30 protein-coding genes and 1 pseudogene are annotated in these 23158 nt (G+C 54.1%); 29 read left to right on the top strand and 2 right to left on the bottom strand.

The annotated features are described in order from the left end of the window. The first annotated feature begins 5 nt into the window (after positions 1-5). The 22 genes from rplP to bfr all read left to right on the top strand — a co-directional run bounded on the left by rplP (position 6) and on the right by bfr (position 11839). Complete coding sequence (gene rplP / locus ACWGZX_RS11165) at positions 6-419, top strand: 50S ribosomal protein L16 (RefSeq protein WP_007896757.1); 414 nt, start codon at positions 6-8, stop codon at positions 417-419. Continuing rightward, positions 419-610 (top strand): 50S ribosomal protein L29, encoded by a 192-nt coding sequence (gene rpmC, locus ACWGZX_RS11160; protein WP_008030901.1) that lies wholly within the window; start codon positions 419-421, stop codon positions 608-610. The genes rplP and rpmC overlap by 1 nt, the downstream gene beginning before the upstream one ends. 2 nt (positions 611-612) lie before the next feature. After that, the gene (gene rpsQ / locus ACWGZX_RS11155) at positions 613-879 is read left to right on the top strand and encodes a 30S ribosomal protein S17 (RefSeq protein ID WP_003176419.1); all 267 of its coding nucleotides are present in this window, start codon (positions 613-615) and stop codon (positions 877-879) included. A 23-nt stretch (positions 880-902) separates the two neighbouring features. After that, positions 903-1271, top strand: coding sequence for a 50S ribosomal protein L14 (gene rplN, locus ACWGZX_RS11150; protein WP_002555479.1), 369 nt, complete (start codon positions 903-905; stop codon positions 1269-1271). An 11-nt stretch (positions 1272-1282) separates the two neighbouring features. Beyond that, positions 1283-1597 carry a 50S ribosomal protein L24 gene (rplX, locus tag ACWGZX_RS11145; RefSeq protein ID WP_003176416.1) on the top strand — a complete coding sequence of 105 codons (315 nt, stop codon included), beginning with the start codon at positions 1283-1285 and terminating at the stop codon, positions 1595-1597. A 20-nt stretch (positions 1598-1617) separates the two neighbouring features. After that, positions 1618-2157: a 50S ribosomal protein L5 gene (gene rplE / locus ACWGZX_RS11140; RefSeq protein ID WP_003176415.1), complete on the top strand. Its 540-nt coding sequence runs from the start codon at positions 1618-1620 to the stop codon at positions 2155-2157. A gap of 13 nt (positions 2158-2170) precedes the next feature. Further along, positions 2171-2476: a 30S ribosomal protein S14 gene (gene rpsN / locus ACWGZX_RS11135; protein ID WP_003176414.1), complete on the top strand. Its 306-nt coding sequence runs from the start codon at positions 2171-2173 to the stop codon at positions 2474-2476. A gap of 209 nt (positions 2477-2685) precedes the next feature. Beyond that, complete coding sequence (gene rpsH, locus ACWGZX_RS11130; protein WP_003186040.1) at positions 2686-3078, top strand: 30S ribosomal protein S8; 393 nt, start codon at positions 2686-2688, stop codon at positions 3076-3078. Positions 3079-3090: 12 nt separating this feature from the next. Continuing rightward, complete coding sequence (gene rplF / locus ACWGZX_RS11125) at positions 3091-3624, top strand: 50S ribosomal protein L6 (protein ID WP_007896774.1); 534 nt, start codon at positions 3091-3093, stop codon at positions 3622-3624. Positions 3625-3634: 10 nt separating this feature from the next. After that, positions 3635-3985, top strand: a complete 351-nt coding sequence (gene rplR, locus ACWGZX_RS11120; protein WP_003186037.1) for a 50S ribosomal protein L18 — start codon at positions 3635-3637, stop codon at positions 3983-3985. A 3-nt stretch (positions 3986-3988) separates the two neighbouring features. Next, a complete protein-coding gene (rpsE, locus tag ACWGZX_RS11115; protein WP_007943782.1) occupies positions 3989-4489 on the top strand; it encodes a 30S ribosomal protein S5 in 501 nt (166 codons plus the stop codon). Between the two features lie 2 nt (positions 4490-4491). After that, positions 4492-4668, top strand: coding sequence for a 50S ribosomal protein L30 (gene rpmD / locus ACWGZX_RS11110; RefSeq protein WP_003186033.1), 177 nt, complete (start codon positions 4492-4494; stop codon positions 4666-4668). 3 nt (positions 4669-4671) lie between these two features. Beyond that, positions 4672-5109, top strand: coding sequence for a 50S ribosomal protein L15 (gene rplO, locus ACWGZX_RS11105; protein WP_134103401.1), 438 nt, complete (start codon positions 4672-4674; stop codon positions 5107-5109). Continuing rightward, the gene (secY, locus tag ACWGZX_RS11100; protein WP_042610655.1) at positions 5110-6438 is read left to right on the top strand and encodes a preprotein translocase subunit SecY; all 1329 of its coding nucleotides are present in this window, start codon (positions 5110-5112) and stop codon (positions 6436-6438) included. Between the two features lie 27 nt (positions 6439-6465). Then, positions 6466-6582, top strand: coding sequence for a 50S ribosomal protein L36 (rpmJ, locus tag ACWGZX_RS11095; RefSeq protein WP_002555468.1), 117 nt, complete (start codon positions 6466-6468; stop codon positions 6580-6582). 130 nt (positions 6583-6712) lie between these two features. Next, positions 6713-7069 carry a 30S ribosomal protein S13 gene (rpsM, locus tag ACWGZX_RS11090; RefSeq protein WP_003186020.1) on the top strand — a complete coding sequence of 119 codons (357 nt, stop codon included), beginning with the start codon at positions 6713-6715 and terminating at the stop codon, positions 7067-7069. Positions 7070-7099: 30 nt separating this feature from the next. Then, on the top strand, positions 7100-7489 hold the full coding sequence (gene rpsK / locus ACWGZX_RS11085; protein WP_002555466.1) for a 30S ribosomal protein S11: 390 nt from the start codon (positions 7100-7102) through the stop codon (positions 7487-7489). A gap of 18 nt (positions 7490-7507) precedes the next feature. Beyond that, positions 7508-8128: a 30S ribosomal protein S4 gene (rpsD, locus tag ACWGZX_RS11080; RefSeq protein WP_003210056.1), complete on the top strand. Its 621-nt coding sequence runs from the start codon at positions 7508-7510 to the stop codon at positions 8126-8128. Positions 8129-8150: 22 nt separating this feature from the next. Further along, complete coding sequence (locus ACWGZX_RS11075; protein ID WP_003186012.1) at positions 8151-9152, top strand: DNA-directed RNA polymerase subunit alpha; 1002 nt, start codon at positions 8151-8153, stop codon at positions 9150-9152. Positions 9153-9194: 42 nt separating this feature from the next. Then, entirely contained in the window at positions 9195-9581 is a 387-nt protein-coding gene (rplQ, locus tag ACWGZX_RS11070) for a 50S ribosomal protein L17 (protein ID WP_007943777.1), read from the top strand. 189 nt (positions 9582-9770) lie between these two features. After that, a complete protein-coding gene (locus tag ACWGZX_RS11065; RefSeq protein WP_452628340.1) occupies positions 9771-11225 on the top strand; it encodes a catalase in 1455 nt (484 codons plus the stop codon). Positions 11226-11374: 149 nt separating this feature from the next. Beyond that, entirely contained in the window at positions 11375-11839 is a 465-nt protein-coding gene (gene bfr / locus ACWGZX_RS11060) for a bacterioferritin (protein ID WP_452628339.1), read from the top strand. A 63-nt stretch (positions 11840-11902) separates the two neighbouring features. On the opposite strand, the gene uvrA is transcribed toward bfr, so the two are convergent. After that, a complete protein-coding gene (gene uvrA, locus ACWGZX_RS11055) occupies positions 11903-14737 on the bottom strand; it encodes an excinuclease ABC subunit UvrA (RefSeq protein ID WP_452628338.1) in 2835 nt (944 codons plus the stop codon). 191 nt (positions 14738-14928) lie between these two features. Here uvrA and ACWGZX_RS11050 point away from each other — a divergent pair, with 191 nt between their 5' ends. The 7 genes and pseudogenes from ACWGZX_RS11050 (at position 14929) to ACWGZX_RS11020 (ending at position 20831) form a co-directional block, all read left to right on the top strand. Continuing rightward, a complete protein-coding gene (locus ACWGZX_RS11050; RefSeq protein ID WP_452628337.1) occupies positions 14929-16326 on the top strand; it encodes an MFS transporter in 1398 nt (465 codons plus the stop codon). Positions 16327-16335: 9 nt separating this feature from the next. Further along, positions 16336-16860 (top strand): single-stranded DNA-binding protein, encoded by a 525-nt coding sequence (locus ACWGZX_RS11045; RefSeq protein ID WP_007896798.1) that lies wholly within the window; start codon positions 16336-16338, stop codon positions 16858-16860. A 101-nt stretch (positions 16861-16961) separates the two neighbouring features. Continuing rightward, complete coding sequence (locus ACWGZX_RS11040) at positions 16962-17348, top strand: hypothetical protein (protein ID WP_452628336.1); 387 nt, start codon at positions 16962-16964, stop codon at positions 17346-17348. Continuing rightward, positions 17345-18133: pseudogene (locus tag ACWGZX_RS11035) on the top strand (helix-turn-helix domain-containing protein); the annotation flags it as partial. The gene ACWGZX_RS11040 and the pseudogene ACWGZX_RS11035, both read left to right, overlap by 4 nt. Positions 18134-18147: 14 nt before the next feature. Next, complete coding sequence (locus tag ACWGZX_RS11030; RefSeq protein ID WP_452628335.1) at positions 18148-18507, top strand: GtrA family protein; 360 nt, start codon at positions 18148-18150, stop codon at positions 18505-18507. Continuing rightward, the gene (locus ACWGZX_RS11025) at positions 18504-19412 is read left to right on the top strand and encodes a glycosyltransferase family 2 protein (protein WP_452628334.1); all 909 of its coding nucleotides are present in this window, start codon (positions 18504-18506) and stop codon (positions 19410-19412) included. The genes ACWGZX_RS11030 and ACWGZX_RS11025 overlap by 4 nt, the downstream gene beginning before the upstream one ends. Before the next feature lie 180 nt (positions 19413-19592). Beyond that, complete coding sequence (locus tag ACWGZX_RS11020) at positions 19593-20831, top strand: glycosyltransferase family 87 protein (protein WP_452628333.1); 1239 nt, start codon at positions 19593-19595, stop codon at positions 20829-20831. 105 nt (positions 20832-20936) lie between these two features. Here ACWGZX_RS11020 and ACWGZX_RS11015 read toward each other — a convergent pair whose 3' ends face one another. Then, a complete protein-coding gene (locus ACWGZX_RS11015) occupies positions 20937-23141 on the bottom strand; it encodes an OsmC domain/YcaO domain-containing protein (protein WP_452628332.1) in 2205 nt (734 codons plus the stop codon). Between the last annotated feature and the right edge of the window lie 17 nt (positions 23142-23158).

Raw genomic sequence — 23158 nt, 5'->3', positions numbered from 1 at the left:
GCCAAATGTTGCAACCAAAGCGTACGAAGTTCCGCAAGCAGATGACAGGCCACAACCGTGGTCTGGCTCAGCGCGGTAGCAAAGTCAGCTTCGGCGAGTTCGCGCTGAAGTCTGTAGCTCGTGGTCGTCTCACCGCTCGTCAGATCGAGTCAGCGCGTCGTGCACTGACCCGTCACGTTAAACGTGGCGGCAAGATCTGGATCCGTGTATTCCCGGACAAGCCTATTTCCAAAAAGCCACTCGAAGTTCGGATGGGTAAAGGTAAGGGTAGTGTGGAGTACTGGGTTGCCCAGATTCAGCCAGGCAAAGTCCTGTATGAAATCGAGGGCGTTTCTGAAGAGCTGGCGCGTGAGGCTTTTGCCCTGGCTGCTGCAAAGCTGCCGCTCGCCACCGCTTTTGTTAAACGGACGGTGATGTGATGAAAGCGAATGAACTTCGTGAAAAAGACGCGCCGCAGCTTAACGAGCAACTGCTCGGCCTGCTGCGCGACCAGTTCAATCTGCGGATGCAGAAAGCAACTGGCCAGTTGGGGCAGTCTCACCTGCTCCGGCAAGTTAAGCGTGACATCGCTCGCGTGAAGACTGTGCTCAAACAGCAGGCAGGTAAGTAATCATGGCTGAAGCCGAAAAAACCGTCCGTACGCTGACTGGCCGTGTTGTCAGCGACAAAATGGACAAGACCATCACCGTTCTGATCGAGCGTCGCGTAAAGCACCCGATCTACGGTAAATACGTTAAGCGTTCGACTAAGCTGCACGCGCACGACGAAACCAATCAGTGCCACATCGGCGACAAAGTCACTATTCGTGAAACTCGTCCTTTGGCCAAGACCAAGTCTTGGGCGCTGGTTGATGTTCTCGAACGCGCTGTGGAAGTCTAAGGACTAGGGGTCGGAGAAATTATATGATTCAGACTCAATCCATGCTCGATGTGGCCGATAACAGCGGCGCACGCCGCGTTATGTGCATCAAGGTGCTGGGTGGCTCCCATCGTCGTTACGCTGGTATCGGTGACATCATCAAAGTTACCGTGAAGGAAGCAATTCCTCGCGGTAAAGTGAAAAAAGGCCAAGTGATGACTGCTGTTGTAGTCCGCACTCGTCACGGCGTACGTCGTGCTGATGGCTCCATTATCCGCTTTGATGGCAACGCTGCTGTTCTTCTGAACAACAAGCAAGAGCCGATCGGCACCCGTATCTTTGGGCCAGTGACCCGTGAACTTCGTACTGAGAAGTTCATGAAGATCGTCTCGCTCGCCCCAGAAGTGCTGTAAGGAGATCCGACATGCAAAAGATTCGTCGTGACGACGAGATCATCGTGATCGCCGGCAAAGACAAAGGTAAGCGCGGTAAGGTGCTTAAGGTTCTCGCTAATAACCGTCTGGTTATTGGTGGTCTGAACCTGGTTAAGCGTCATACCAAGCCTAACCCGATGTCGGGCGTACAAGGCGGTATCGTCGAAAAAGAAGCTCCGCTGGACGCTTCTAACGTCGCCATTTTCAACGGCGAAACCAACAAGGCTGACCGCGTTGGTTTCAAAGTAGAAGACGGCAAGAAAATTCGTGTCTTCAAGTCGACCCAAAAAGCGGTTGATGCTTGAACACTGCTAGGTAGAAGACCATGGCACGACTAAAAGAGATTTACTGGAAGGAAATCGCACCGAAGCTTAAGGAAGAACTTAAGCTTTCGAACGTGATGGAAGTTCCACGCGTTACAAAGATCACCCTGAACATGGGTCTGGGCGAAGCGGTCGGTGACAAAAAAGTCATCGAGCACGCGGTTGCCGACCTGGAAAAGATCACCGGCCAGAAAGTCGTTGTGACCTACGCTCGGAAATCCATCGCTGGCTTTAAAGTCCGTGAAGGTTGGCCGATCGGCGTCAAAGTGACTCTGCGCCGTGAGCGTATGTACGAGTTCCTGGATCGTCTGCTGTCGATCTCCCTGCCTCGGGTTCGCGACTTCCGCGGCCTGAATGCCAAGTCCTTCGATGGTCGTGGTAACTACAGCATGGGCGTTAAAGAGCAGATCATCTTCCCGGAAATCGACTACGACAAGATCGATGCTCTCCGCGGTCTGGACATTACCCTGACCACCACTGCCAAGAACGATGATGAAGGTCGCGCGCTGCTGCGTGCTTTCAAATTCCCGTTCCGCAACTGATTGGAGTAGGAAAATGGCCAAGATGAGCATGAAAAACCGCGAGCTGAAGCGTCAGCTCACGGTTGCCAAGTACGCCAAAAAGCGTGCAGCACTGAAAGCAATCATCGTTGATCTGAACGCAAGTCCAGAAGCGCGTTGGGAAGCTACAGTAGCTCTGCAGAAGCAGCCACGTGACGCAAGCGCTTCGCGCATGCGTAACCGCTGCCGCCTGACCGGTCGTCCACACGGCGTTTACCGCAAGTTCGGCCTCGGCCGTAACAAACTGCGTGAAGCTGCAATGCGTGGTGACGTACCTGGTCTGGTTAAAGCCAGCTGGTAAGCACTATCAAAGTCTCGGTGCTCGGGATCGCAAGATCCTGACCATCGGTGACCTTGAACTTGAATCAAGCCCCTTTTGGGGCTTGATTCATTTGTGGGGTGTGTCTAGAATACCCGGCTCGCCTGAGCCCGTGCTTTTTCCGCATGGATGAGCTCGGCGACAAGTAGTAGCCGCAAGGCTAATTTTTTTGTATTAGGAGCGTCTAGCCCATGAGTATGCAGGACCCGTTAGCGGACATGCTAACTCGAATCCGTAATGCCCAGATGGCTGAAAAGTCCGTCGTAAGCATGCCATCTTCTACTTTGAAGGTAGCTGTTGCCAAAGTCCTGAAGGACGAAGGTTACATTGCGGGTTATCAGATCAGCAGCGAAATCAAACCACTGCTGTCCATCGAGCTGAAGTACTTCGAAGGCCGTCCGGTCATCGAGGAAGTGAAGCGCGTTAGCCGTCCAGGCCTGCGTCAGTACAAGTCCGTCGATGATCTGCCAAAAGTTCGTGGCGGTCTCGGTGTGTCTATCGTCTCCACCAACAAGGGTGTGATGACGGATCGTGCTGCGCGCGCTGCCGGTGTCGGCGGCGAAGTTCTTTGCACTGTGTTCTAAGGGGGGATAAGCATGTCACGCGTCGCTAAGAACCCCGTTAAGCTGCCAGCCGGTGTCGAAGTAAAATTCGCAGGCCAACAGCTTTCGGTGAAGGGTGCCAAGGGCACTCTCGAACTGAACATCCATTCGTCCGTTGAGATCGTTGAAGAAGCTGGTGAGCTGCGTTTCGCTGCTCGCAATGGCGATCAACAAACTCGCGCAATGGCTGGTACCACTCGTGCGTTGGTAAACAACATGGTCCAAGGCGTAAGCCAAGGCTTCGAGCGCAAGCTCCAGCTGGTCGGTGTTGGTTACAAAGCGCAAGCAAAAGGCACAGTGCTGAACCTGGCTCTTGGCTTCTCGCACCCAGTGGATTATGAACTGCCGGAAGGCATCACCGCTGAGACTCCTAGCCAAACCGACATCCTGATTCGGGGTATCGATAAGCAGCTGGTAGGTCAAGTGGCCGCCGAGATCCGCGACTTCCGTCCACCAGAGCCGTACAAAGGCAAAGGTGTGCGCTACGCGGACGAAGTCGTCCGTCGTAAAGAAGCCAAGAAGAAGTAGGGCATAGCAAATGACCGACAAAAAAGTTACTCGACTGCGTCGCGCTCGCAAAGCACGCCTGAAAATGCACGAACTCGAAGTCGTGCGTCTCTGCGTGTTCCGCTCGTCGCAGCACATCTACGCCCAGGTCATTTCGGCCGACGGCAACAAAGTCCTGGCATCTGCCTCGACTTTGGATAAAGAACTGCGTGATGGCGCCACTGGCAACATCGACGCGGCCACTAAGGTTGGCCAGCTGGTCGCTACGCGTGCTAAAGCCGCTGGCGTCTCGCAGGTGGCTTTCGACCGCTCTGGCTTCAAGTATCACGGCCGCGTCAAGGCGCTGGCTGATGCTGCTCGTGAAGCTGGGCTGGAGTTCTAAGTTATGTCAAATAACGACCAAAAGCGCGACGAAGGCTACATTGAGAAGCTGGTTCAAGTTAACCGCGTAGCCAAAACCGTTAAAGGCGGCCGTATCTTCACTTTCACCGCGTTGACCGTGGTTGGTGATGGTAAAGGGCGTGTTGGCTTCGGCCGTGGCAAGTCACGTGAAGTGCCTGCTGCGATCCAGAAGGCAATGGAAGCTGCTCGTCGCAACATGATCCAAGTTGATCTGAACGGCACCACTCTGCAGTACGCAATGAAGTCCGGTCACGGCGCTTCGAAGGTGTACATGCAGCCTGCTTCTGAAGGTACCGGTATCATCGCTGGCGGCGCTATGCGTGCTGTCCTCGAAGTTGCTGGCGTTCAGAACGTTCTGGCCAAGTGCTACGGCTCGACTAACCCGGTAAACGTGGTTCACGCCACTTTCAAAGGTTTGAAAGCTATGCAGTCTCCTGAATCCATTGCCGCCAAGCGTGGCAAAAGCGTCAAGGAGATCTTCTGATCATGGCTACCGTTAAAGTTACGCTGATCAAAAGCATGACCGGCCGTATCCCTAACCACAAACTGTGCGTTAAGGGTCTGGGTCTGCGTCGCATCGGTCACACTGTAGAAGTACTTGATACTCCCGAGAATCGCGGGATGATCAACAAGGCTTACTACATGCTGCGTGTCGAGGGTTAATCGATGAAACTCAATGATCTGAGTCCAGCGCCGGGTTCCCGTCGCGAAAAGCATCGTCCGGGCCGTGGTATCGGTAGTGGTTTGGGCAAGACCGGTGGCCGTGGCCACAAAGGTCAGTCCTCCCGCTCCGGTGGCACCATTGCTCCAGGCTTTGAAGGCGGTCAACAGCCGCTGCATCGTCGCCTGCCGAAGTTCGGTTTCGTTTCCCTGAAAGCCATGGACCGCGCAGAAGTGCGTCTGTCCGAGCTGGCTAAAGTGGAAGGCGACATCGTCACCGTGCAGTCCCTGAAAGATGCCAACGTGATCAACGTCAACGTACAGCGTGTGAAAATCATGCTGTCCGGCGAAGTTGCTCGCGCTGTCACCATCGGAAAGGGAATCGGCGCCACCAAAGGTGCGCGTGCGGCTATCGAAGCAGCTGGCGGCAAGTTCGAGGAATAAATGGCTAAGCAAGGTGCTCTCTCTGCGCTCGGCAAAGGCGGTATGTCTGAACTCTGGGCTCGTCTGCGTTTTCTGTTCCTGGCGATTATCGTCTACCGAATAGGCGCACACATCCCGGTTCCAGGTATCAACCCGGACCGACTCGCGGACCTGTTTCGACAGAATGAGGGGACCATTCTTAGCTTGTTCAACATGTTTTCCGGCGGCGCGCTGGAGCGGATGAGCATCTTTGCACTGGGGATCATGCCGTACATTTCGGCATCGATCATCATGCAGCTGATGACCGCCGTCAGCCCGCAGCTGGAGCAGTTGAAGAAGGAAGGTGAAGCTGGCCGTCGCAAGATCAGCCAGTACACCCGCTACGGCACTGTCGTCCTCGCTCTCGTTCAGGCTATTGGCATGTCCATTGGTCTGGCGGGGCAGGGCGTTGCGTTCACTGGTGACTTTGGCTTCCATTTCGTCGCGGTAACCACTTTTGTGGCTGGTGCGATGTTCATGATGTGGCTGGGTGAGCAGATTACTGAGCGTGGTGTTGGCAACGGTATCTCGATGTTGATTTTTTCGGGTATCGTCGCCGGTCTTCCGAGAGCGATCGGGCAGTCTTTCGAGTCTGCACGTCAGGGTGATATCAACATCTTCGCCCTGGTTGCCATCGGTTTGCTGGCAGTAGCGATTATCGGTTTCGTGGTGTTCATTGAGCGTGGTCAGCGTCGTATTGCTGTTCACTACGCCAAGCGTCAGCAGGGCCGCAAGGTTTTTGCTGCGCAGACTAGCCACTTGCCGCTGAAGGTGAACATGGCCGGTGTTATTCCGGCCATTTTCGCGAGCAGCATTTTGCTGTTCCCGGCTTCGTTGGGTGCCTGGTTCGGTCAGTCTGAAGGTATGGGCTGGTTGCAGGACATCTCGCAGTCGATCGCTCCTGGTCAGCCGTTGAATATTCTGCTGTTTAGTGCAGGGATTATTTTCTTCTGCTTCTTCTATACGGCGTTGATGTTCAATCCGAAAGACGTAGCGGAAAACCTGAAGAAGTCCGGTGCCTTTATTCCGGGCATCCGTCCAGGTGAGCAGTCTGCGCGCTACATTGATGGCGTTCTGACTCGCTTGACCATGTTCGGTGCTCTTTACATGACGGCCGTGTGCTTGTTGCCCCAGTTCCTGGTGGTTGCAGCAAACGTACCGTTCTACCTTGGCGGGACCTCGTTGCTGATCGTCGTCGTGGTTGTGATGGACTTCATGTCCCAAGTACAATCGCACCTCGTTTCGCACCAGTACGAATCCCTGATGAAGAAAGCCAACCTGAAGGGTTACGGCAGCGGCATGTTGCGCTGAGTACCCATAAGGTTCGAGGAGTTGGTGATGAAAGTTCGTGCATCGGTGAAAAAGCTGTGCCGTAACTGCAAAATTATTCGCCGCGAAGGTGTTGTTCGAGTAATTTGCAGCGCGGAACCGCGTCACAAACAGCGCCAAGGCTGAGTGTGATTGTGCTTCAAGCCCGGTAGCTAGTGCGCTACCGGGTTGATTATTTGTTATTACAGCGATATTATCTCGCGCCCTATTTCTTGGCTTCCGGGGCGTAGGTAGCTGTCAATTGGAGTCCCACTGAATGGCCCGTATTGCAGGCGTTAACATTCCAGATAACAAGCATACTGTTATCTCGCTGACCTACATCTATGGTGTTGGTCGCACTACTGCACAGAAGATCTGTGCAGTGACTGGGGTAAACCCAGCCGCAAAGATCAAAGATCTGAGCGACGAGCAGATTGAACAGCTGCGTGGCGAAGTGGCGAAGTTCACCACTGAAGGTGACCTGCGTCGCGAAATCAACATGAAAATCAAGCGTTTGATGGACCTCGGTTGCTATCGCGGTCTGCGTCATCGTCGTGGTCTTCCAGTGCGCGGTCAGCGTACCAAGACTAACGCGCGTACCCGTAAAGGTCCGCGTAAGCCGATCCGCAAGTAATCGCCCCAGCGAATCGACAGGAAATTAATCATGGCTAAACCTGCTGCTCGTCCTCGTAAAAAAGTTAAAAAGACAGTGGTTGATGGCATCGCCCACATCCATGCATCTTTTAACAACACAATCGTGACCATCACCGACCGTCAAGGCAACGCTCTTTCCTGGGCTACCTCCGGTGGTTCGGGTTTCCGCGGTTCCCGCAAGTCCACCCCGTTTGCTGCTCAAGTAGCTGCTGAACGTGCTGGTCAAGCTGCGCTGGAATACGGTCTGAAAAACCTCGACGTTAACGTCAAAGGTCCAGGCCCAGGTCGTGAATCTGCAGTCCGCGCTTTGAACGGCTGTGGCTACAAGATCGCCAGCATCACCGACGTGACGCCAATCCCGCACAACGGGTGCCGTCCGCCGAAGAAGCGCCGCGTGTAATCCAGGAGATTGTAAAGAATGGCTCGTTACATTGGTCCAAAATGCAAACTCGCTCGTCGCGAAGGCACCGATCTCTTTTTGAAGAGCGGCGTGCGCGCGATCGAATCGAAGTGCAACATTGAAGCAGCACCTGGTATCCACGGCCAACGCCGCGGTCGCCAGTCCGATTACGGCACCCAACTGCGTGAAAAGCAGAAGGTCCGTCGTATCTACGGCGTTCTCGAGCGTCAATTCAGCGGCTACTACAAAGAAGCTGCTGGCAAGAAAGGTGCAACCGGTGAAAACCTGCTGCAACTGCTCGAATGCCGTCTGGACAACGTTGTATACCGTATGGGTTTTGGCTCTACTCGTGCCGAGTCCCGTCAGCTGGTATCGCACAAATCCGTCAGCGTTAACGGTCAGACCGTAAACGTACCGTCTTACCAGGTTCGTGCTGGTGACGTGGTCGCGATTCGCGAGAAAGCAAAGAACCAACTTCGCATTGTCCAAGCTCTCGATCTGTGTGCCCAACGTGGCCGCGTAGAATGGGTAGAAGTAGACACTGAGAAGAAGTCGGGCGTTTTCAAGAACGTTCCAGCTCGCAGTGATCTGTCCGCCGACATCAACGAAAGCCTGATTGTCGAGCTCTACTCCAAGTAAGGGCTAGAAAATAGGTGCATCCATGCAGATTTCGGTAAATGAGTTCCTGACACCCCGCCACATTGATGTGCAGGTTGTCAGTCCAACCCGCGCCAAGATCACTCTCGAGCCTCTCGAGCGTGGTTTCGGCCACACCCTGGGCAACGCGCTGCGCCGCATCCTGTTGTCCTCAATGCCCGGCTGTGCAGTAGTCGAGGCCGAGATTGACGGTGTACTCCATGAGTACAGCGCCATCGAAGGCGTACAGGAAGACGTAATTGAAATCCTGTTGAACCTTAAAGGTCTGGCTATCAAGCTGCACGGTCGTGACGAAGTTACGCTGACCTTGTCGAAGAAGGGTTCGGGGGTGGTTACCGCTGCCGATATTCAGCTGGATCATGATGTCGAGATCGTTAACCCCGATCACGTAATCGCTAACCTGGCGTCTAACGGCGCCCTGAACATGAAGCTCACCGTAGCTCGTGGTCGTGGTTATGAACCGGCAGACTCGCGTCAGAGCGATGAAGACGAAAGCCGCAGCATCGGTCGCTTGCAGCTTGACTCTTCGTTCAGCCCGGTTCGCCGTATCGCATACGTGGTGGAAAACGCCCGTGTCGAGCAGCGTACTAACCTGGACAAGCTGGTTATTGATCTGGAAACCAACGGTACTCTGGATCCTGAAGAGGCTATCCGCCGCGCTGCAACCATTCTGCAACAGCAGTTGGCTGCGTTCGTCGATCTCAAAGGTGACAGTGAACCAGTGGTTGTCGAGCAGGAAGACGAGATCGATCCGATCCTGCTTCGCCCGGTTGACGATCTGGAACTGACTGTACGTTCGGCTAACTGCCTTAAGGCGGAAAACATCTACTACATCGGTGACCTGATTCAGCGTACCGAAGTAGAGCTGTTGAAGACTCCGAACCTTGGCAAGAAATCCTTGACTGAAATCAAGGACGTTCTGGCCTCCCGCGGTCTGTCCCTCGGCATGCGCCTCGACAACTGGCCGCCTGCAAGTCTTAAGAAGGACGACAAGGCGACTGCCTGATCGTCGTAATCACCGAACGTCGTGTTTGGTAAGGAATGAACCATGCGTCATCGTAAAAGTGGTCGTCACCTGAGCCGCACTAGCTCGCACCGCAAGGCCATGTTTCAAAACATGGCAGTGTCGCTGTTCGAGCACGAGCTGATCAAAACTACACTGCCGAAAGCTAAAGAACTGCGTCGCGTTGCTGAGCCGCTGATCACTTTGGCCAAGACAGACAGCCTGGCTAACCGCCGTCTGGCTTTCGACCGTACTCGTTCGAAAGCTATCGTTGGTAAGCTCTTCAACGACCTGGGCAAGCGTTACGCTACCCGTGAGGGTGGCTACCTGCGCATCCTCAAGTGCGGCTTCCGCACTGGCGACAACGCGCCTATGGCGTACGTCGAGTTGGTTGATCGTGCTACCGGCGGTGAAGCTGTATCCGCTGAGTAAGACGTCAGTCTGAAACGAAGAACCGGGCCTTGTGCCCGGTTTTTTGTGGGCGGTCGAAAAGTGCCGTGCACGTTAGTAATTTTCTATCGGTTATCAAAGGTTAATGAATTTGTAGGTGTGACGTTGGTGATCAATACTCCTTGTCAGCCGATTAGCCGGCAGTGAAATACTGACAAAGGAAGAGATCGCATGAGCCAAAGTAAAACGCTTACCACCGCCAGTGGCGCTCCTGTCGCCGATAACCAGAATTCCCGCTCCGCCGGCCCGCGTGGCCCACTGCTGCTCGACGACTTTCACCTGATCGAGAAGCTTGCCCACTTCAATCGTGAAAACATCCCGGAGCGCCGTGTGCACGCCAAGGGTTCGGGTGCCTACGGTACGTTCACCGTCACGCGTGACATCACCGAGTACACCAGCGCCAAACTGTTCGAGTCTGTCGGCAAGCAAACCCCAACGTTCCTGGGGTTTTCCACCGTCGGCGGTGAGCGCGGTTCGGCCGATACCGAACGCGATCCGCGTGGCTTCGCCCTGAAGTTCTATACCGAGGAAGGCAATTGGGACATCGTTGGTAACAACACGCCGGTGTTCTTCATTCGCGATCCTTTGAAATTTCCGGACTTCATTCACACTCAAAAACGCCTGCCGCAAAGCAATCTGAAAAGCGCGCAGATGATGTGGGACTTCTGGTCGCATTCGCCTGAGGCGCTGCACCAGGTCACCATCCTGTTCTCGGATCGAGGCATTCCTGACGGCTACCGTCACATGCACGGCTTCGGTAGCCACACCTACAGCCTGATCAACGCCAATGGCGAGCGGCACTGGGTGAAGTGGCACTACAAGACCCAACAAGGGATCAAGAACCTCGCGCCGGCAGAAGCAGCGCGCCTGGCAGGCACCGATCCGGATTACGCACAGCGCGACTTGTTCGGCGCTATCGAACGCGGTGACTTCCCGAAATGGCGCGTTTGCATCCAGATCATGACCGAGGCTCAAGCCGCGGTGCACTACGAGAACCCGTTCGATGTGACAAAAACCTGGTCACAGAAAGAGTTTCCGCTGATCGAAGTCGGTGATCTGGAGCTCAATCGCAATCCGCTGAACTACTTTGCTGAAGTCGAGCAGGCGGCGTTCGGTCCGAGCAATATGGTGCCAGGCGTTGGTTTGTCACCTGACCGCATGCTCCAAGGTCGTGTATTCGCTTACGCGGATGCTCACCGCTATCGCATTGGCACCAATCACCAGCAACTGCCGGTGAATGCGCCTCGCAGCCCGGTGAACAGCTACCAGCGTGATGGGTCGATGGCATTTGGCAGCAACGGCGGTGCGGCACCTAACTATGAGCCGAATAGCTACGTCGAATCGCCGAAGCAAGCGCCTCGTTATGCTGAGCCGCCATTGGCGTTGAGCGGTGCGGCTGATCGCTACGATCACCGCGAAGATACCGATTACTACAGCCACGCCGGTGCGTTGTTCCGTTTGATGAGCGACGAGCAGAAAGCGCTGCTGGTCAGCAACATTGCCGCCGCAATGGCCGGGGTTTCCAGCGATGTGGTTGACCGCCAATTGCAGCATTTCTACAAAGCCGATCCGGCGTATGGAGAAGCAATCGCAAAGCTACTCAACGTACAGCTTAACGAAGTCTAAATGAGAAGCAGAACCGCCCTTGTTTGGGCGGTTTTTGCGTTATTTAAACTACTTTTCTCAGAATATCTTCGCTTTTATCGCGCAAACGAAGTGACCAAACGGTCGCCTTGGTCCAAACTACAGACTTTCAAGCAGGGAGATGTAGGGCGATGCAAGGCCACCCAGACGTAATCGATTACCTCAACACGTTGCTGACCGGCGAACTGGCGGCGCGTGATCAATATTTCGTCCATTCGCGGATGTATGAGGACTGGGGTTTCACCAAGCTCTACGAACGTATCAACCACGAGATGGAAGAAGAGGCCGGGCATGCTGATGCCCTGATGCGCCGGATTCTGATGCTCGAAGGGGCGCCTCGCATGCGTCCGGACGACCTTGATGTCGGCACCACCGTGCCGGACATGCTCGCCGCCGACCTGCGACTGGAATACAAAGTCCGCGCCGCGCTCTGCAAGGGCATCAAGCTCTGCGAGCAGCACAAGGACTATGTCAGCCGCGAGATGCTGCGGGTTCAATTGCATGACACCGAAGAAGACCACACCTACTGGCTTGAAAAGCAGATGGGTCTGATCAAGTTGATCGGTCTCGAGAACTACCTGCAATCCCACGCCTGATTGCACCGATACAAAAAGCCCCTGTCACTGAGCAAGTGACAGGGGCTTTTTTTATAGCCGGATTCAGGCCCGATCGCGCTCCAGCAGCGGCTTGAGGTAGAAGCCGGTGTGAGACTGCTTCATCTCGGACACTTCTTCCGGAGTACCGACGGCAATGATCTGCCCGCCCTTGGAACCGCCTTCCGGACCCAAGTCCACCAACCAGTCAGCGGTCTTGATCACGTCGAGGTTATGCTCGATTACCACCACGGTGTTGCCGTGGTCACGCAGTCGATGCAGTACATCGAGCAGTTGCTGGATGTCCGCGAAGTGCAGGCCGGTGGTTGGCTCGTCGAGGATGTACAGCGTCTTGCCGGTATCGCGCTTGGACAATTCGCGGGACAGCTTGACCCGCTGCGCCTCACCACCGGACAGCGTGGTCGCCGATTGCCCCAGCTTGATGTAAGACAGGCCCACATCCATCAGCGTCTGAAGCTTGCGCGCCAGTGCCGGAACTGCGTCGAAGAACACCCGGGCTTCCTCGATGGTCATCTCGAGGGTTTCATGGATGCTCTTGCCCTTGTACTTGATCTCAAGGGTTTCGCGGTTGTAGCGCTTGCTCTTGCAGACGTCGCACGGGACATAGATGTCGGGCAGGAAGTGCATTTCCACCTTGATCAAACCGTCGCCCTGGCAGGCCTCGCAACGTCCACCCTTTACGTTGAAGGAGAAGCGTCCCGGGCCGTAACCGCGTGAGCGAGATTCCGGTACGCCGGCGAACAGCTCGCGAATCGGTGTGAACAGCCCGGTATAGGTGGCGGGGTTGGAGCGTGGCGTTCGGCCGATAGGGCTTTGGTCGATGTCGACGACCTTGTCCAGATGCTCCAGGCCCTTGATGCTGTCGTGCGCGGCAGCTTCCAGCGTCGTAGCGCCGTTGAGGGCCGTAGCGCTCAAAGGAAACAGCGTATTGTTGATCAGCGTCGACTTGCCGGAGCCGGATACGCCGGTCACGCAGGTCAGCAGACCGATCGGAATGTCCAGGTCGACATTGCGCAAGTTGTTACCGCGAGCACCCTTCAGCGACAGCGACAACTTCTTGTTGCGCGGTGTGCGATTGGCCGGAACGGCGATCTTCACCCGACCCGACAGGTACTTGCCGGTCAACGAGTCAGGGTGAGCCATGACCTCGGCCGGTGTACCTTCGGCAACTATATGCCCGCCGTGTATGCCAGCGCCCGGACCGATATCCACAACGTAGTCCGCCAGGCGAATCGCGTCTTCGTCGTGCTCGACCACTATCACTGTGTTGCCGATATCGCGCAGGTGCTTGAGCGTGCCGAGCAACCGGTCGTTATCCCGTTGGTGCAGACCAATCGACGGTTCGTCGAGGATGTACAGAACCCCCACCAGGCCGGCACCGATCTGGCTGGCCAGACGAATCCGTTGAGCCTCTCCACCAGACAAGGTATCGGCACTACGATCCAGCGAAAGATAGTCGAGACCCACGTTGACCAGGAACTGCAGGCGCTCGCGGATTTCCTTGAGGATCTTGTCGGCGATTTCGCCGCGACGGCCAGTCAGCTTCAGCACGCCGAAGTATTCACAGGCGTCGCCAATCGGCAGATTTGTCACTGCCGGCAGCGTCTTCTCACCCACCCAAACGTGCCGCGCCTCGCGACGCAGGCGCGTGCCGCGGCAATCCGGGCATGGCTGAGTGCTGAGGAACTTGGCCAGCTCTTCACGCACCGAAGCGGACTCGGTTTCGCGATAGCGGCGCTCAAGGTTCGGCACGATGCCTTCGAACGGGTGTGAGCGTTTAACAATGTCGCCACGGTCGTTCAGGTATTTGAAATCGACGTTCTGCGAGCCGCTGCCATGCAGGATGAATTTCTGCTGATCGGCCGGCAGTTGGTTGAACGGTACTTCAAGGCTGAATTTGTAGTGCGACGCCAACGACCCGAGCATCTGGAAGTAATAGACGTTGCGCCTGTCCCAGCCACGAATCGCGCCCTCGGCCAGTGTCAGTTCGCCGTTCACCAGGCGCTTGACGTCGAAAAACTGCTTCACGCCCAGGCCATCGCAAGTCGGGCACGCGCCGGCCGGGTTGTTGAAAGAGAAGAGCTTGGGTTCCAGTTCACTGATGGCATGGCCGCAGATCGGGCAAGCGAAGCGGGCGGAGAAAATCATCTCCTCACCCGGCTCGTCGTCCATCGGTGCAACCAGCGCAATGCCGTCAGCCAGCTTCAGCGCGGTCTCGAACGACTCGGCCAGACGCTGTTGCAGGTCGGCGCGAACCTTGAAGCGATCGACCACGACATCGATCGTGTGCTTCTTCTGTTTATCCAGCTTCGGCAACTCGTCCAGCTCGCAGAGCCGGCCGTTGACTCGCGCCCGCACAAAACCTTGCGCGCGCAATTCTTCGAATACCGACAGATGTTCGCCTTTGCGCTCGCGGATCACCGGCGCCAGCAGCATCAGTTTGCTGCCTTCCGGTTGGGCGAGGACCAGGTCGACCATCTGGCTGACGGTCTGCGCTTCCAGCGGAATATCGTGATCCGGGCAGCGCGGAATACCCACGCGTGCATACAGCAATCGCAGGTAATCGTAGATTTCGGTGATGGTGCCGACTGTCGAGCGCGGATTGTGCGAGGTCGACTTCTGTTCGATGGAAATGGCCGGCGACAAACCTTCGATGGTGTCGACGTCAGGTTTTTCCATCATCGACAAAAACTGCCGGGCGTAGGCCGACAACGATTCGACGTAGCGGCGCTGGCCTTCGGCGTACAGCGTGTCGAATGCCAGGGACGATTTGCCCGACCCGGACAGGCCGGTGATGACGATCAGCTTGTCCCGTGGCAGGGTCAGGTCGATGTTCTTCAGGTTGTGGGTCCGGGCCCCACGAATCAGGATCTTGTCCAAAGTAGCCTCGCTTGGCGGGCGTCGAAAACGTAGGAGTATACGGCCAAATACTGGATGGATGCACACTGTCAAACGAGTGGGTGATTGTCTTACATGAAGAGTCTGTCAGCCGAACGCGTCAAAGCGTCGCGATATACCCTGTCATTCGATGGGACTGGTAGAATCGCGGCCGGTTCACATGAGGTTTTTCCATGCACGATCCCCACAGCGAACGCATGAGTGGCAGTGAGACCCGCGCAGCAAGCGGTCTGGCCCTTGTGTTCGCCTTCCGTATGCTTGGCATGTTCATGGTGTTGCCGGTACTGGCGACCTATGGGATGGATCTGGCAGGCGCAACACCGGCCCTCATCGGGCTGGCGATCGGCGCTTACGGCCTGACCCAGGCAATCTTCCAGATTCCTTTCGGCATCATTTCCGACCGTATTGGTCGTCGTCCGGTTATTTACCTGGGGCTGATCGTCTTCGCCCTGGGTAGCGTACTGGCGGCCAATGCCGATTCGATCTGGGGCGTTATCGCCGGACGAATCCTGCAAGGCGCGGGGGCGATTTCTGCCGCCGTCATGGCGTTGTTGTCAGACCTGACTCGCGAACAGCATCGGACCAAAGCGATGGCCATGATCGGCATGACGATTGGCCTGTCGTTCGCTGTCGCCATGGTGGTCGGGCCATTGCTGACCCGTGCCTTCGGCCTGTCCGGGCTGTTCCTCGCTACGGGCGGCATGGCGCTGTTCGGCATCGTCATCGTGATGTTCATGGTGCCGAAATCCACCGGACCATTGCAGCACCGCGAGTCGGGTGTCGCGCGTCAGGCGTTGATGCCGACGCTCAAGCACCCGGACCTGTTGCGCCTGGACCTCGGTATTTTTGTGTTGCACGCGATGTTGATGTCGAGCTTCGTTGCCTTGCCGTTGGCACTGGTCGAAAAAGCCGGTCTGCCTAAAGAGCAGCACTGGTGGGTGTACCTGACTGCGCTGCTGATTTCCTTTTTCGCCATGATCCCGTTCATTATCTACGGCGAGAAGAAACGCAAAATGAAACGAGTTTTACTCGGCGCCGTCGTGACGCTGATGCTCACTGAGCTATTCTTCTGGCAGTTCGGCGATAGCTTGCGGGCTCTGGTGATCGGGACTGTGGTGTTTTTCACCGCGTTCAATCTGCTGGAAGCTTCGTTGCCTTCGCTGATCAGCAAGGTTTCACCAGCAGGTGGCAAGGGCACGGCGATGGGGGTTTATTCCACCAGCCAGTTCCTCGGTTCGGCACTGGGCGGTATTCTCGGCGGCTGGATGTATCAGCATGGCGGTCTGTCGGTTGTGTTCCTTGGATGCGCCGGTCTGGCTGCCCTCTGGTTGGCCTTTGCTGTTACCATGCGTGAACCTCCCTACGTGACGAGTCTGCGCTTGCCGTTGTCGCCCGAGGCGATCCGCGAAGCGGGTCTGGTCGAGCGCCTGAAGGCTGTCGTAGGGGTAACAGATGCAGTGATCGTCGCAGACGAAGCGGCGATTTACATCAAATTGGACACCGAACTATTGGATCGCACCACCCTCGAGCGCCTGGTGAACAACCCGGCCGAGGCAGCGTGCGTAGCCTAGGAGAACGTTATGGCCCGTGGGGTTAACAAAGTCATATTGGTCGGCACTTGCGGCCAGGATCCCGAAGTTCGCTACTTGCCTAACGGTAACGCCGTGACCAACCTGAGTCTGGCGACCAGCGAACAATGGACCGACAAGCAAACCGGTCAGAAGGTCGAGAAGACCGAATGGCACCGTGTGTCGATGTTCGGCAAGGTTGCCGAAATCGCCGGCGAATACCTGCGTAAAGGTTCGCAGGTGTACATCGAAGGCAAGCTGCAGACCCGCGAGTGGGAAAAAGACGGTATCAAGCGTTACACCACTGAAATCGTGGTCGACATGCAAGGCACCATGCAACTGCTGGGCGGCCGTCCACAACAGGGCGACCAACAAGGCGGGGGCAACAATTACCAGCAGTCCGCCCCGGCTCCACGCCAGCAGGCTCCGCGTCCGCAGCAGTCGGCACCGCAGCAGTCGCGTCCGGCTCCACAGCAGCAGGCCGCTCCTCAGCCGGCTCCGGATTTCGACAGCTTTGATGACGATATCCCGTTCTAGGATATGGCTTAGACTTTTGTAAGGTTTAGCCTCGAAACCCCCGATCGGTCCTCTTGACCGGTCGGGGGTTTTCTTTTGCGCACCATTTTGTAGGAGCCGGCTTGCTGGCGATCCAGGCCCTGTACGCCTGGCAGAGCTACTACTGCATTGATATCGAATCGCGCTTTTCGTGCTGCGAGCGGCTTCAAGCTCATGAAGTGCATTCTTTGCGCGATTTCATGCAGAAACCGTTGGTTGACGAGAATAACGGCAAGGTCGTTTCGATTTCCCTCCGAGGCAAAACGGTCAGCACAAGCAACCAATATGCGCGCATGTCAGTGATTGCCGATTACCTCGACTTCCTCGCGGGTCAGCTTCAAACGCCATCTACGCAGGGCAGTGAAAATATCAAGCGAATGGCTTATGCGCCAATAGTGGAATGGACGGGGGCTTCCCTGAAAACAAGCTATGCTTCCTCCGTCAGCGCAGGGATGGAGGCGAACAGGTGAACTTCCAAAATATCACCCTTACTTCGGAAGCATGTACGGAACTCACTCGTAGTATCAGGACTGCCACCACCAGTAAGCCTAGAGGCTGGCGCGTTCGGGTGATCCTATTGGCCTCCCAAGGCTGCTCGCGGGTTGAAATAGCCCAAGTGGCCGGGTTTTCACTACGTTCAGTAACACGATGGTGCAACAGTTTCCAAGAACAAAAATTGGCGGGCTTGATCGATAAACAGGAACGCTGGCATACGATGTTGTTACCATCGAATGCACTAAGTGGAGTGCTTGAGAAGGTAGTTCAACCACGTATCGGACAGCATTGCTGGAGTTGGCGAAGCATGGCGCGAGTCGCTGACATGTCACCGGCCAGCGTCCAGCATATATGGGCTGCCACCTACGTAAAACCCCATCTGACACGTACCTTCAAACTGTCCAACGATACAAACCTTGAAGAAAAATTCTGGGATGTCATTGGGCTGTATCCCGATTCGCCGGATAAGACCTCGGTGATCTGTTGCGATGCAAGAATCCAGGTTCATGCCCTTGAGTGTACTCCGTTAGGACTAACTCTGAGCATCGATCATATCCGCATACAATCGCACGATTATCTTCAGAGATGCTTGATCAGTTGCATCGAACGCCAACACCGGTATCAAAAGTGGCTGGAGCGATGCAGATTTTTCCACATGCATTTCGCTCAAACGTCCAGTTCGCGGATGAGAGTGGAGCGTTTTTTTCGTGACATAACCCTGTATCTATGTACTAGCGGCGTCGACTCGATTCATAAACTTACGGGTAAGAATCCATGCAATTTATGAGATATTTATCTGTAGGGATATTAAATACTTTTACACGCTGGTTAGTCTTTTTTGTTTTTTATTTCTTGCTCGCGAGCTATCAAATTATTTGCAACGTCTCTGCTTTTTTTGTGGCAGTCACAGTGAGTTTTTTTATTGATTCCAAATGGATATTTAAAAAGGAGGTTACTGGGTGGAGATATTTTCTATATGCCGGATTCATGGGGGGAATAGCTACTAGCATTGGAGCCATATCCAATATAGTAAATCTGAATCCAGTATTCACACTAATGTTGTTTTCTTTCACAGGCTTGGCTGTTGGCTTTGTTTACTCAAGGTTTTTTGTATTCGGAGAGCAGACTCCATGAGAATATCTTTAGTAGTTCCAATCTACAATGAACAAGAGGCGCTGCCTATTTTTTATGAATGTATAAGAGGGCGGAATGACCTAAGCAATTATGATATTGAAATAGTTTTTGTTAACGATGGAAGCAGTGATGGAAGTGCAAATATTATTTATGGATTTATGAAAAATGACGCTCTGGTTAAGCTGGTAGAATTCACGAGGAATTTCGGAAAAGAACCTGCACTTTTTGCTGGTCTTGAGTGTTCATCGGGAGAAGCCGTTATCCCAATTGATGTTGACTTACAAGATCCTATCGAAGTAGTGAGTCGACTGATTGAAAAATGGCTGGATGGTGCTAGTGTTGTCTTGGCCAAACGTATTGATAGACATAGTGACATCATGCTTAAAAGAAAAAGCGCTGAGTGGTTTTATAAGCTTCACAATAAAATAAGCCAGCTTAAGATAGAAGAAAACGTCGGGGATTTTCGATTATTATCACGTCAGGTCGTTGATAACATTTTACTGCTACCCGAAAGAAACCTATTCATGAAAGATATTTTATCATGGGTAGGCGGAAAAACTGAGGTCGTAGAATATTGTAGGCCTGAGCGTGTCGCGGGAAAAAGCAAGTTTAACGGATGGAAATTGTGGAATCTAGCAATAGAAGGGATCACTAGCTGCTCAACTGTCCCTTTGAGGGTTTGGACATACATAGGATTTGGCGTTGCCTTGTTTGCGTTTTTATATGCAGTATGGATGATCTTAGATAAGGTTTTTTTTGGAAATCAAGTTCCTGGATATCCTTCATTGATGACGGTAATATTATTTATAGGTGGAGTCCAGCTGATTGGTATCGGTGTATTAGGAGAATATATAGGAAGAATATATACAGAGGTCAAAGGAAGGCCAAAATACATAAAAAAATAAATTTACAGTGCATAAAATCGAAGCCAGCAGGAGCGCACGCTGACACGCATGCAAGCAGTAAAGAGTCTAAGAGCTGGAGGTTCAGATGGATCAGGATGTGAGGTGATTCACGCAGTGATGACTAGACTGCTTTATGCGTCGATCAGAAAATGCATGACATCTATAACATAGGGAACCCCGATGAAAAATCAGCTAACCGCTGTTGCATACAAGGTAAGCCCAGAACTAAGTAGGATAATAATTTTTACGTGCGTAGGGCTCTTAGTGTTCATGGCTTTTGATTTTCAATACCCATCCCTTTTCAGAACAAAAAAGGCTCTAACTGACTTTGATGTATTTTATATCTCAGGAAAAATGTTTTGGGATGGTACCCTCAATCAAGCCTACCACTATAAAAATCTTTTTGAAGCACAACAAAAACTCTATGGGGCAAGCACCTTTATGGTGTGGTCATACCCGCCACAATTTAATTTCATCACTGCGGCGCTAGCAGTGCTCCCGGCCGGATTGGCATACTTTACGTTTACCGGACTGACGTTTGCATCATACCTGCTCACAATCAAGTCAATATCCTCAGGCTATTTTGGTAGCGTTATTTTGGCAATCTTCCCCGCCATAATCTTAAATATAAGATCAGGTCAAAATGGTTTCCTTACAGGCACAATTGTCGGGTTGTTTTTTTTGGCCTTTATGAAGCGTAAAGCTGTAGCAGGACTGCCTCTAGGGCTGATGATTATAAAGCCACATCTCGCTGTTGGTATAGCGGTACTTTCTTTGATCAGTAAAAGATGGTCAACCTTGGGAGTCGCACTCCTGACGGTCACACTGACCTTAATAGCGTCTACGATTGTATTTGGGCCAAGTATATGGCTTGCGTTTGCTGAAGGAATGAAGGATACAAGCCGCCTCTTAGCACTTGGGGCTTACCCATTATTCCGGATGACATCGATTTACGCCACGCTTCACGAATTCGGAGTTCCTTCTACAATCGCATTGATCATACAGCTTTTAACAGCAGTTGCAGCGTGTTCGACAATAGCGATATCTTATATAAAGCTAAAAAACCCAAGGCATATAGTTGGGATAACCGCTACGGCCTCGCTATACATAAGCCCTTACAGTTTCGACTACGACTTAACACTATTAGGGATCTCTGCCGCAGCACTACTGCCATATATCGCAAGCCGAGCAAAACCTATCGAAATATTTGTATTATTTTTTTTATCGTGGGCTGCCTGTGGGTGGGGGTTGGTGCAGTCTACACTGATAGGAGATAAATATACCAATATAGAAACCACCCATACTGATCCAGTCTATGCACTTTCCAGCATAGCACTCATCCTATTGACCATGCTCACCCTGCACATACTTTTAAGAGGGCGGTTGCAGGAGCTGAGTGCAACACGGCTATTGAATTGAAGCAGGAGTCTCATGTTGCAAACCCATGACTCTCCGAGACTGAACACCTAGTGACAACATCTAAAGCGAAGCCAGTGATCTGGCTTCGCTTTTTTGTGGGCGCTGTTAACTGGGTAAAGCGGTCACGTTGGCCCGTGCCGAGTGCAGCTTCTTGTAGCTATCGATCAACCGCAGGTGCCTGTCGAGCCCCTCCAGTTTCATGCTGGTCGGCGTCAAGCCATGGAAACGCACGCTGCCGTCCACCGATCCGATTGCTGCGTCGGTGCGCTCGTTGCCAAACATCCGGCGGAAATTGGCCTCGTAGTCTTCCAGTTCCAGGTCTTCGTCCAGCTTCATTTCCAGCACCACATTGACGGCCTGGTAGAACAAGCCACGCTCAACCGTGTTGTCGTTGTACTGCAGGAACATTTCTACCGCCTCTTTCGCCTCTTCAAATTGCTGCAAGGCGAGATAAATCAGCAGCTTCAACTCCAGGATCGTCAGCTGACCCCAAGCCGCATTGTCGTCAAATTCGATGCCGATCAAGGAGGTGATGTCGGTGTAGTCGTCCAGCTCACTTTCCACCAGACGTTCAACCAGCGCTTGCAGTTCTTCTTCGTCCAGGCGATGCAGGTTCAGGATATCGGCGCGGAAGAACAGTGCTTTGTTGGTGTTGTCCCAGATCAGATCGTCCGCGGGATAGATTTCCGAGTAGTCCGGTACCAGGATGCGGCATGCCGTTGCGCCGATATGCTCGTAGACCGCCATGTACACTTCCTTGCCCATGCCTTTCAGAATGCCGAACAAGGTCGCGGCTTCCTCGGCATTCGAGTTTTCACCCTGGCCAGAGAAGTCCCACTCCACGAATTCGTAATCCGATTTGGCACTGAAGAAGCGCCACGACACCACGCCGCTGGAGTCGATAAAGTGCTCGACGAAGTTGTTCGGCTCGGTCACCGCATGCCCTTCAAAAGTCGGCTGGGGCAGGTCGTTGAGGCCTTCGAAACTGCGGCCCTGCAACAATTCGGTCAGGCTGCGTTCCAGCGCCACTTCCAGGCTTGGGTGTGCACCGAACGAGGCGAACACACCGCCGGTTCGCGGGTTCATCAACGTGACGCACATCACCGGGAATTCACCGCCCAGGGACGCATCTTTCACCAACACGGGAAACCCTTGCTCTTCCAGCGCCTGGATGCCGGCCAGTATCCCGGGGTACTTACCCAGCACTTCGGCCGGCACATCCGGCAGTGCAAATTCGCCTTCGATGATTTCGCGTTTTACCGCGCGCTCGAAGATCTCCGACAGGCACTGCACCTGGGCTTCGGCCAGCGTGTTACCGGCACTCATGCCGTTGCTCAGGAACAGGTTTTCAATCAGGTTGGACGGGAAATACACCACCTCGCCGTCCGACTGGCGCACGTACGGCAGCGAGCAGATACCGCGCTCTTCGTTGCCCGAGTTGGTATCGATCAGATGGGAGCCACGCAGCTCACCGTCGCGGTTGTAAATCTTCAGGCAGTACTCGTCGAGAATTTCAGTTGGCAGTGCATCTTTACGGCCAGGCTTGAACCAGCGTTCGTCCGGGTAATGCACAAACGGCGCGTTGGCGATGTCTTCGCCCCAGAACTGGTCGTTGTAGAAAAAGTTGCAGTTGAGTCGCTCGATAAACTCGCCCAGCGCCGACGCCAACGCGCCTTCCTTGGTCGTACCCTTACCGTTGGTAAAGCACATCGGCGAATGCGCATCGCGGATGTGCAGCGACCACACATTGGGCACGATATTGCGCCACGAGGCGATTTCAATCTTCATGCCCAGGTCCGCCAGAATGGCTGACATATTGGCGATGGTCTGCTCCAGCGGCAGGTCCTTGCCCGCGATATAGGTGCTCGCCTCTGAGTTAGAAGCAGGCATCAACAACGCCTGGGCATCGGCGTCGAGGTTTTCGACCTCTTCGATCACAAACTCAGGCCCGGCTTGCACCACTTTTTTCACGGTGCAACGGTCGATGGAGCGCAGGATGCCCTGGCGGTCCTTGTCGGAGATGTCCGCCGGCAACTCGACCTGAATCTTGAAAATCTGGTTGTAGCGGTTTTCCGGATCAACAATGTTGTTCTGCGACAGGCGGATGTTTTCGGTGGGAATACTGCGAGTGTCGCAGTACAGCTTCACGAAATAAGCCGCACACAAAGCCGATGAAGCCAGAAAGTAATCGAACGGACCCGGTGCCGAACCATCGCCCTTGTAGCGGATAGGTTGATCGGCCACCACCGTGAAGTCATCGAACTTTGCTTCAAGCCGAAGGTTGTCGAGAAAGTTGACCTTGATTTCCATGGGGGATTACCAGAATA

This window comes from Pseudomonas sp. CLCA07 (assembly GCF_053615335.1).
This window is presented reverse-complemented; position numbering and strand designations above follow the sequence as displayed.

Excerpts from the sequence above, each read along its gene's own strand:
- rplP (WP_007896757.1), top strand. The coding sequence starts at position 6 with ATGTTGCAACCAAAGCGTACGAAGTTCCGCAAGCAGATGACAGGCCAC.
- rpmC (WP_008030901.1), top strand. The coding sequence starts at position 419 with ATGAAAGCGAATGAACTTCGTGAAAAAGACGCGCCGCAGCTTAACGAG.
- rpsQ (WP_003176419.1), top strand. The coding sequence starts at position 613 with ATGGCTGAAGCCGAAAAAACCGTCCGTACGCTGACTGGCCGTGTTGTC.
- rplN (WP_002555479.1), top strand. The coding sequence starts at position 903 with ATGATTCAGACTCAATCCATGCTCGATGTGGCCGATAACAGCGGCGCA.
- rplX (WP_003176416.1), top strand. The coding sequence starts at position 1,283 with ATGCAAAAGATTCGTCGTGACGACGAGATCATCGTGATCGCCGGCAAA.
- rplE (WP_003176415.1), top strand. The coding sequence starts at position 1,618 with ATGGCACGACTAAAAGAGATTTACTGGAAGGAAATCGCACCGAAGCTT.
- rpsN (WP_003176414.1), top strand. The coding sequence starts at position 2,171 with ATGGCCAAGATGAGCATGAAAAACCGCGAGCTGAAGCGTCAGCTCACG.
- rpsH (WP_003186040.1), top strand. The coding sequence starts at position 2,686 with ATGAGTATGCAGGACCCGTTAGCGGACATGCTAACTCGAATCCGTAAT.
- rplF (WP_007896774.1), top strand. The coding sequence starts at position 3,091 with ATGTCACGCGTCGCTAAGAACCCCGTTAAGCTGCCAGCCGGTGTCGAA.
- rplR (WP_003186037.1), top strand. The coding sequence starts at position 3,635 with ATGACCGACAAAAAAGTTACTCGACTGCGTCGCGCTCGCAAAGCACGC.
- rpsE (WP_007943782.1), top strand. The coding sequence starts at position 3,989 with ATGTCAAATAACGACCAAAAGCGCGACGAAGGCTACATTGAGAAGCTG.
- rpmD (WP_003186033.1), top strand. The coding sequence starts at position 4,492 with ATGGCTACCGTTAAAGTTACGCTGATCAAAAGCATGACCGGCCGTATC.
- rplO (WP_134103401.1), top strand. The coding sequence starts at position 4,672 with ATGAAACTCAATGATCTGAGTCCAGCGCCGGGTTCCCGTCGCGAAAAG.
- secY (WP_042610655.1), top strand. The coding sequence starts at position 5,110 with ATGGCTAAGCAAGGTGCTCTCTCTGCGCTCGGCAAAGGCGGTATGTCT.
- rpmJ (WP_002555468.1), top strand. The coding sequence starts at position 6,466 with ATGAAAGTTCGTGCATCGGTGAAAAAGCTGTGCCGTAACTGCAAAATT.
- rpsM (WP_003186020.1), top strand. The coding sequence starts at position 6,713 with ATGGCCCGTATTGCAGGCGTTAACATTCCAGATAACAAGCATACTGTT.
- rpsK (WP_002555466.1), top strand. The coding sequence starts at position 7,100 with ATGGCTAAACCTGCTGCTCGTCCTCGTAAAAAAGTTAAAAAGACAGTG.
- rpsD (WP_003210056.1), top strand. The coding sequence starts at position 7,508 with ATGGCTCGTTACATTGGTCCAAAATGCAAACTCGCTCGTCGCGAAGGC.
- ACWGZX_RS11075 (WP_003186012.1), top strand. The coding sequence starts at position 8,151 with ATGCAGATTTCGGTAAATGAGTTCCTGACACCCCGCCACATTGATGTG.
- rplQ (WP_007943777.1), top strand. The coding sequence starts at position 9,195 with ATGCGTCATCGTAAAAGTGGTCGTCACCTGAGCCGCACTAGCTCGCAC.
- ACWGZX_RS11065 (WP_452628340.1), top strand. The coding sequence starts at position 9,771 with ATGAGCCAAAGTAAAACGCTTACCACCGCCAGTGGCGCTCCTGTCGCC.
- bfr (WP_452628339.1), top strand. The coding sequence starts at position 11,375 with ATGCAAGGCCACCCAGACGTAATCGATTACCTCAACACGTTGCTGACC.
- ACWGZX_RS11050 (WP_452628337.1), top strand. The coding sequence starts at position 14,929 with ATGCACGATCCCCACAGCGAACGCATGAGTGGCAGTGAGACCCGCGCA.
- ACWGZX_RS11045 (WP_007896798.1), top strand. The coding sequence starts at position 16,336 with ATGGCCCGTGGGGTTAACAAAGTCATATTGGTCGGCACTTGCGGCCAG.
- ACWGZX_RS11030 (WP_452628335.1), top strand. The coding sequence starts at position 18,148 with ATGCAATTTATGAGATATTTATCTGTAGGGATATTAAATACTTTTACA.
- ACWGZX_RS11025 (WP_452628334.1), top strand. The coding sequence starts at position 18,504 with ATGAGAATATCTTTAGTAGTTCCAATCTACAATGAACAAGAGGCGCTG.
- ACWGZX_RS11020 (WP_452628333.1), top strand. The coding sequence starts at position 19,593 with ATGAAAAATCAGCTAACCGCTGTTGCATACAAGGTAAGCCCAGAACTA.
- ACWGZX_RS11015 (WP_452628332.1), bottom strand. The coding sequence starts at position 23,141 with ATGGAAATCAAGGTCAACTTTCTCGACAACCTTCGGCTTGAAGCAAAG.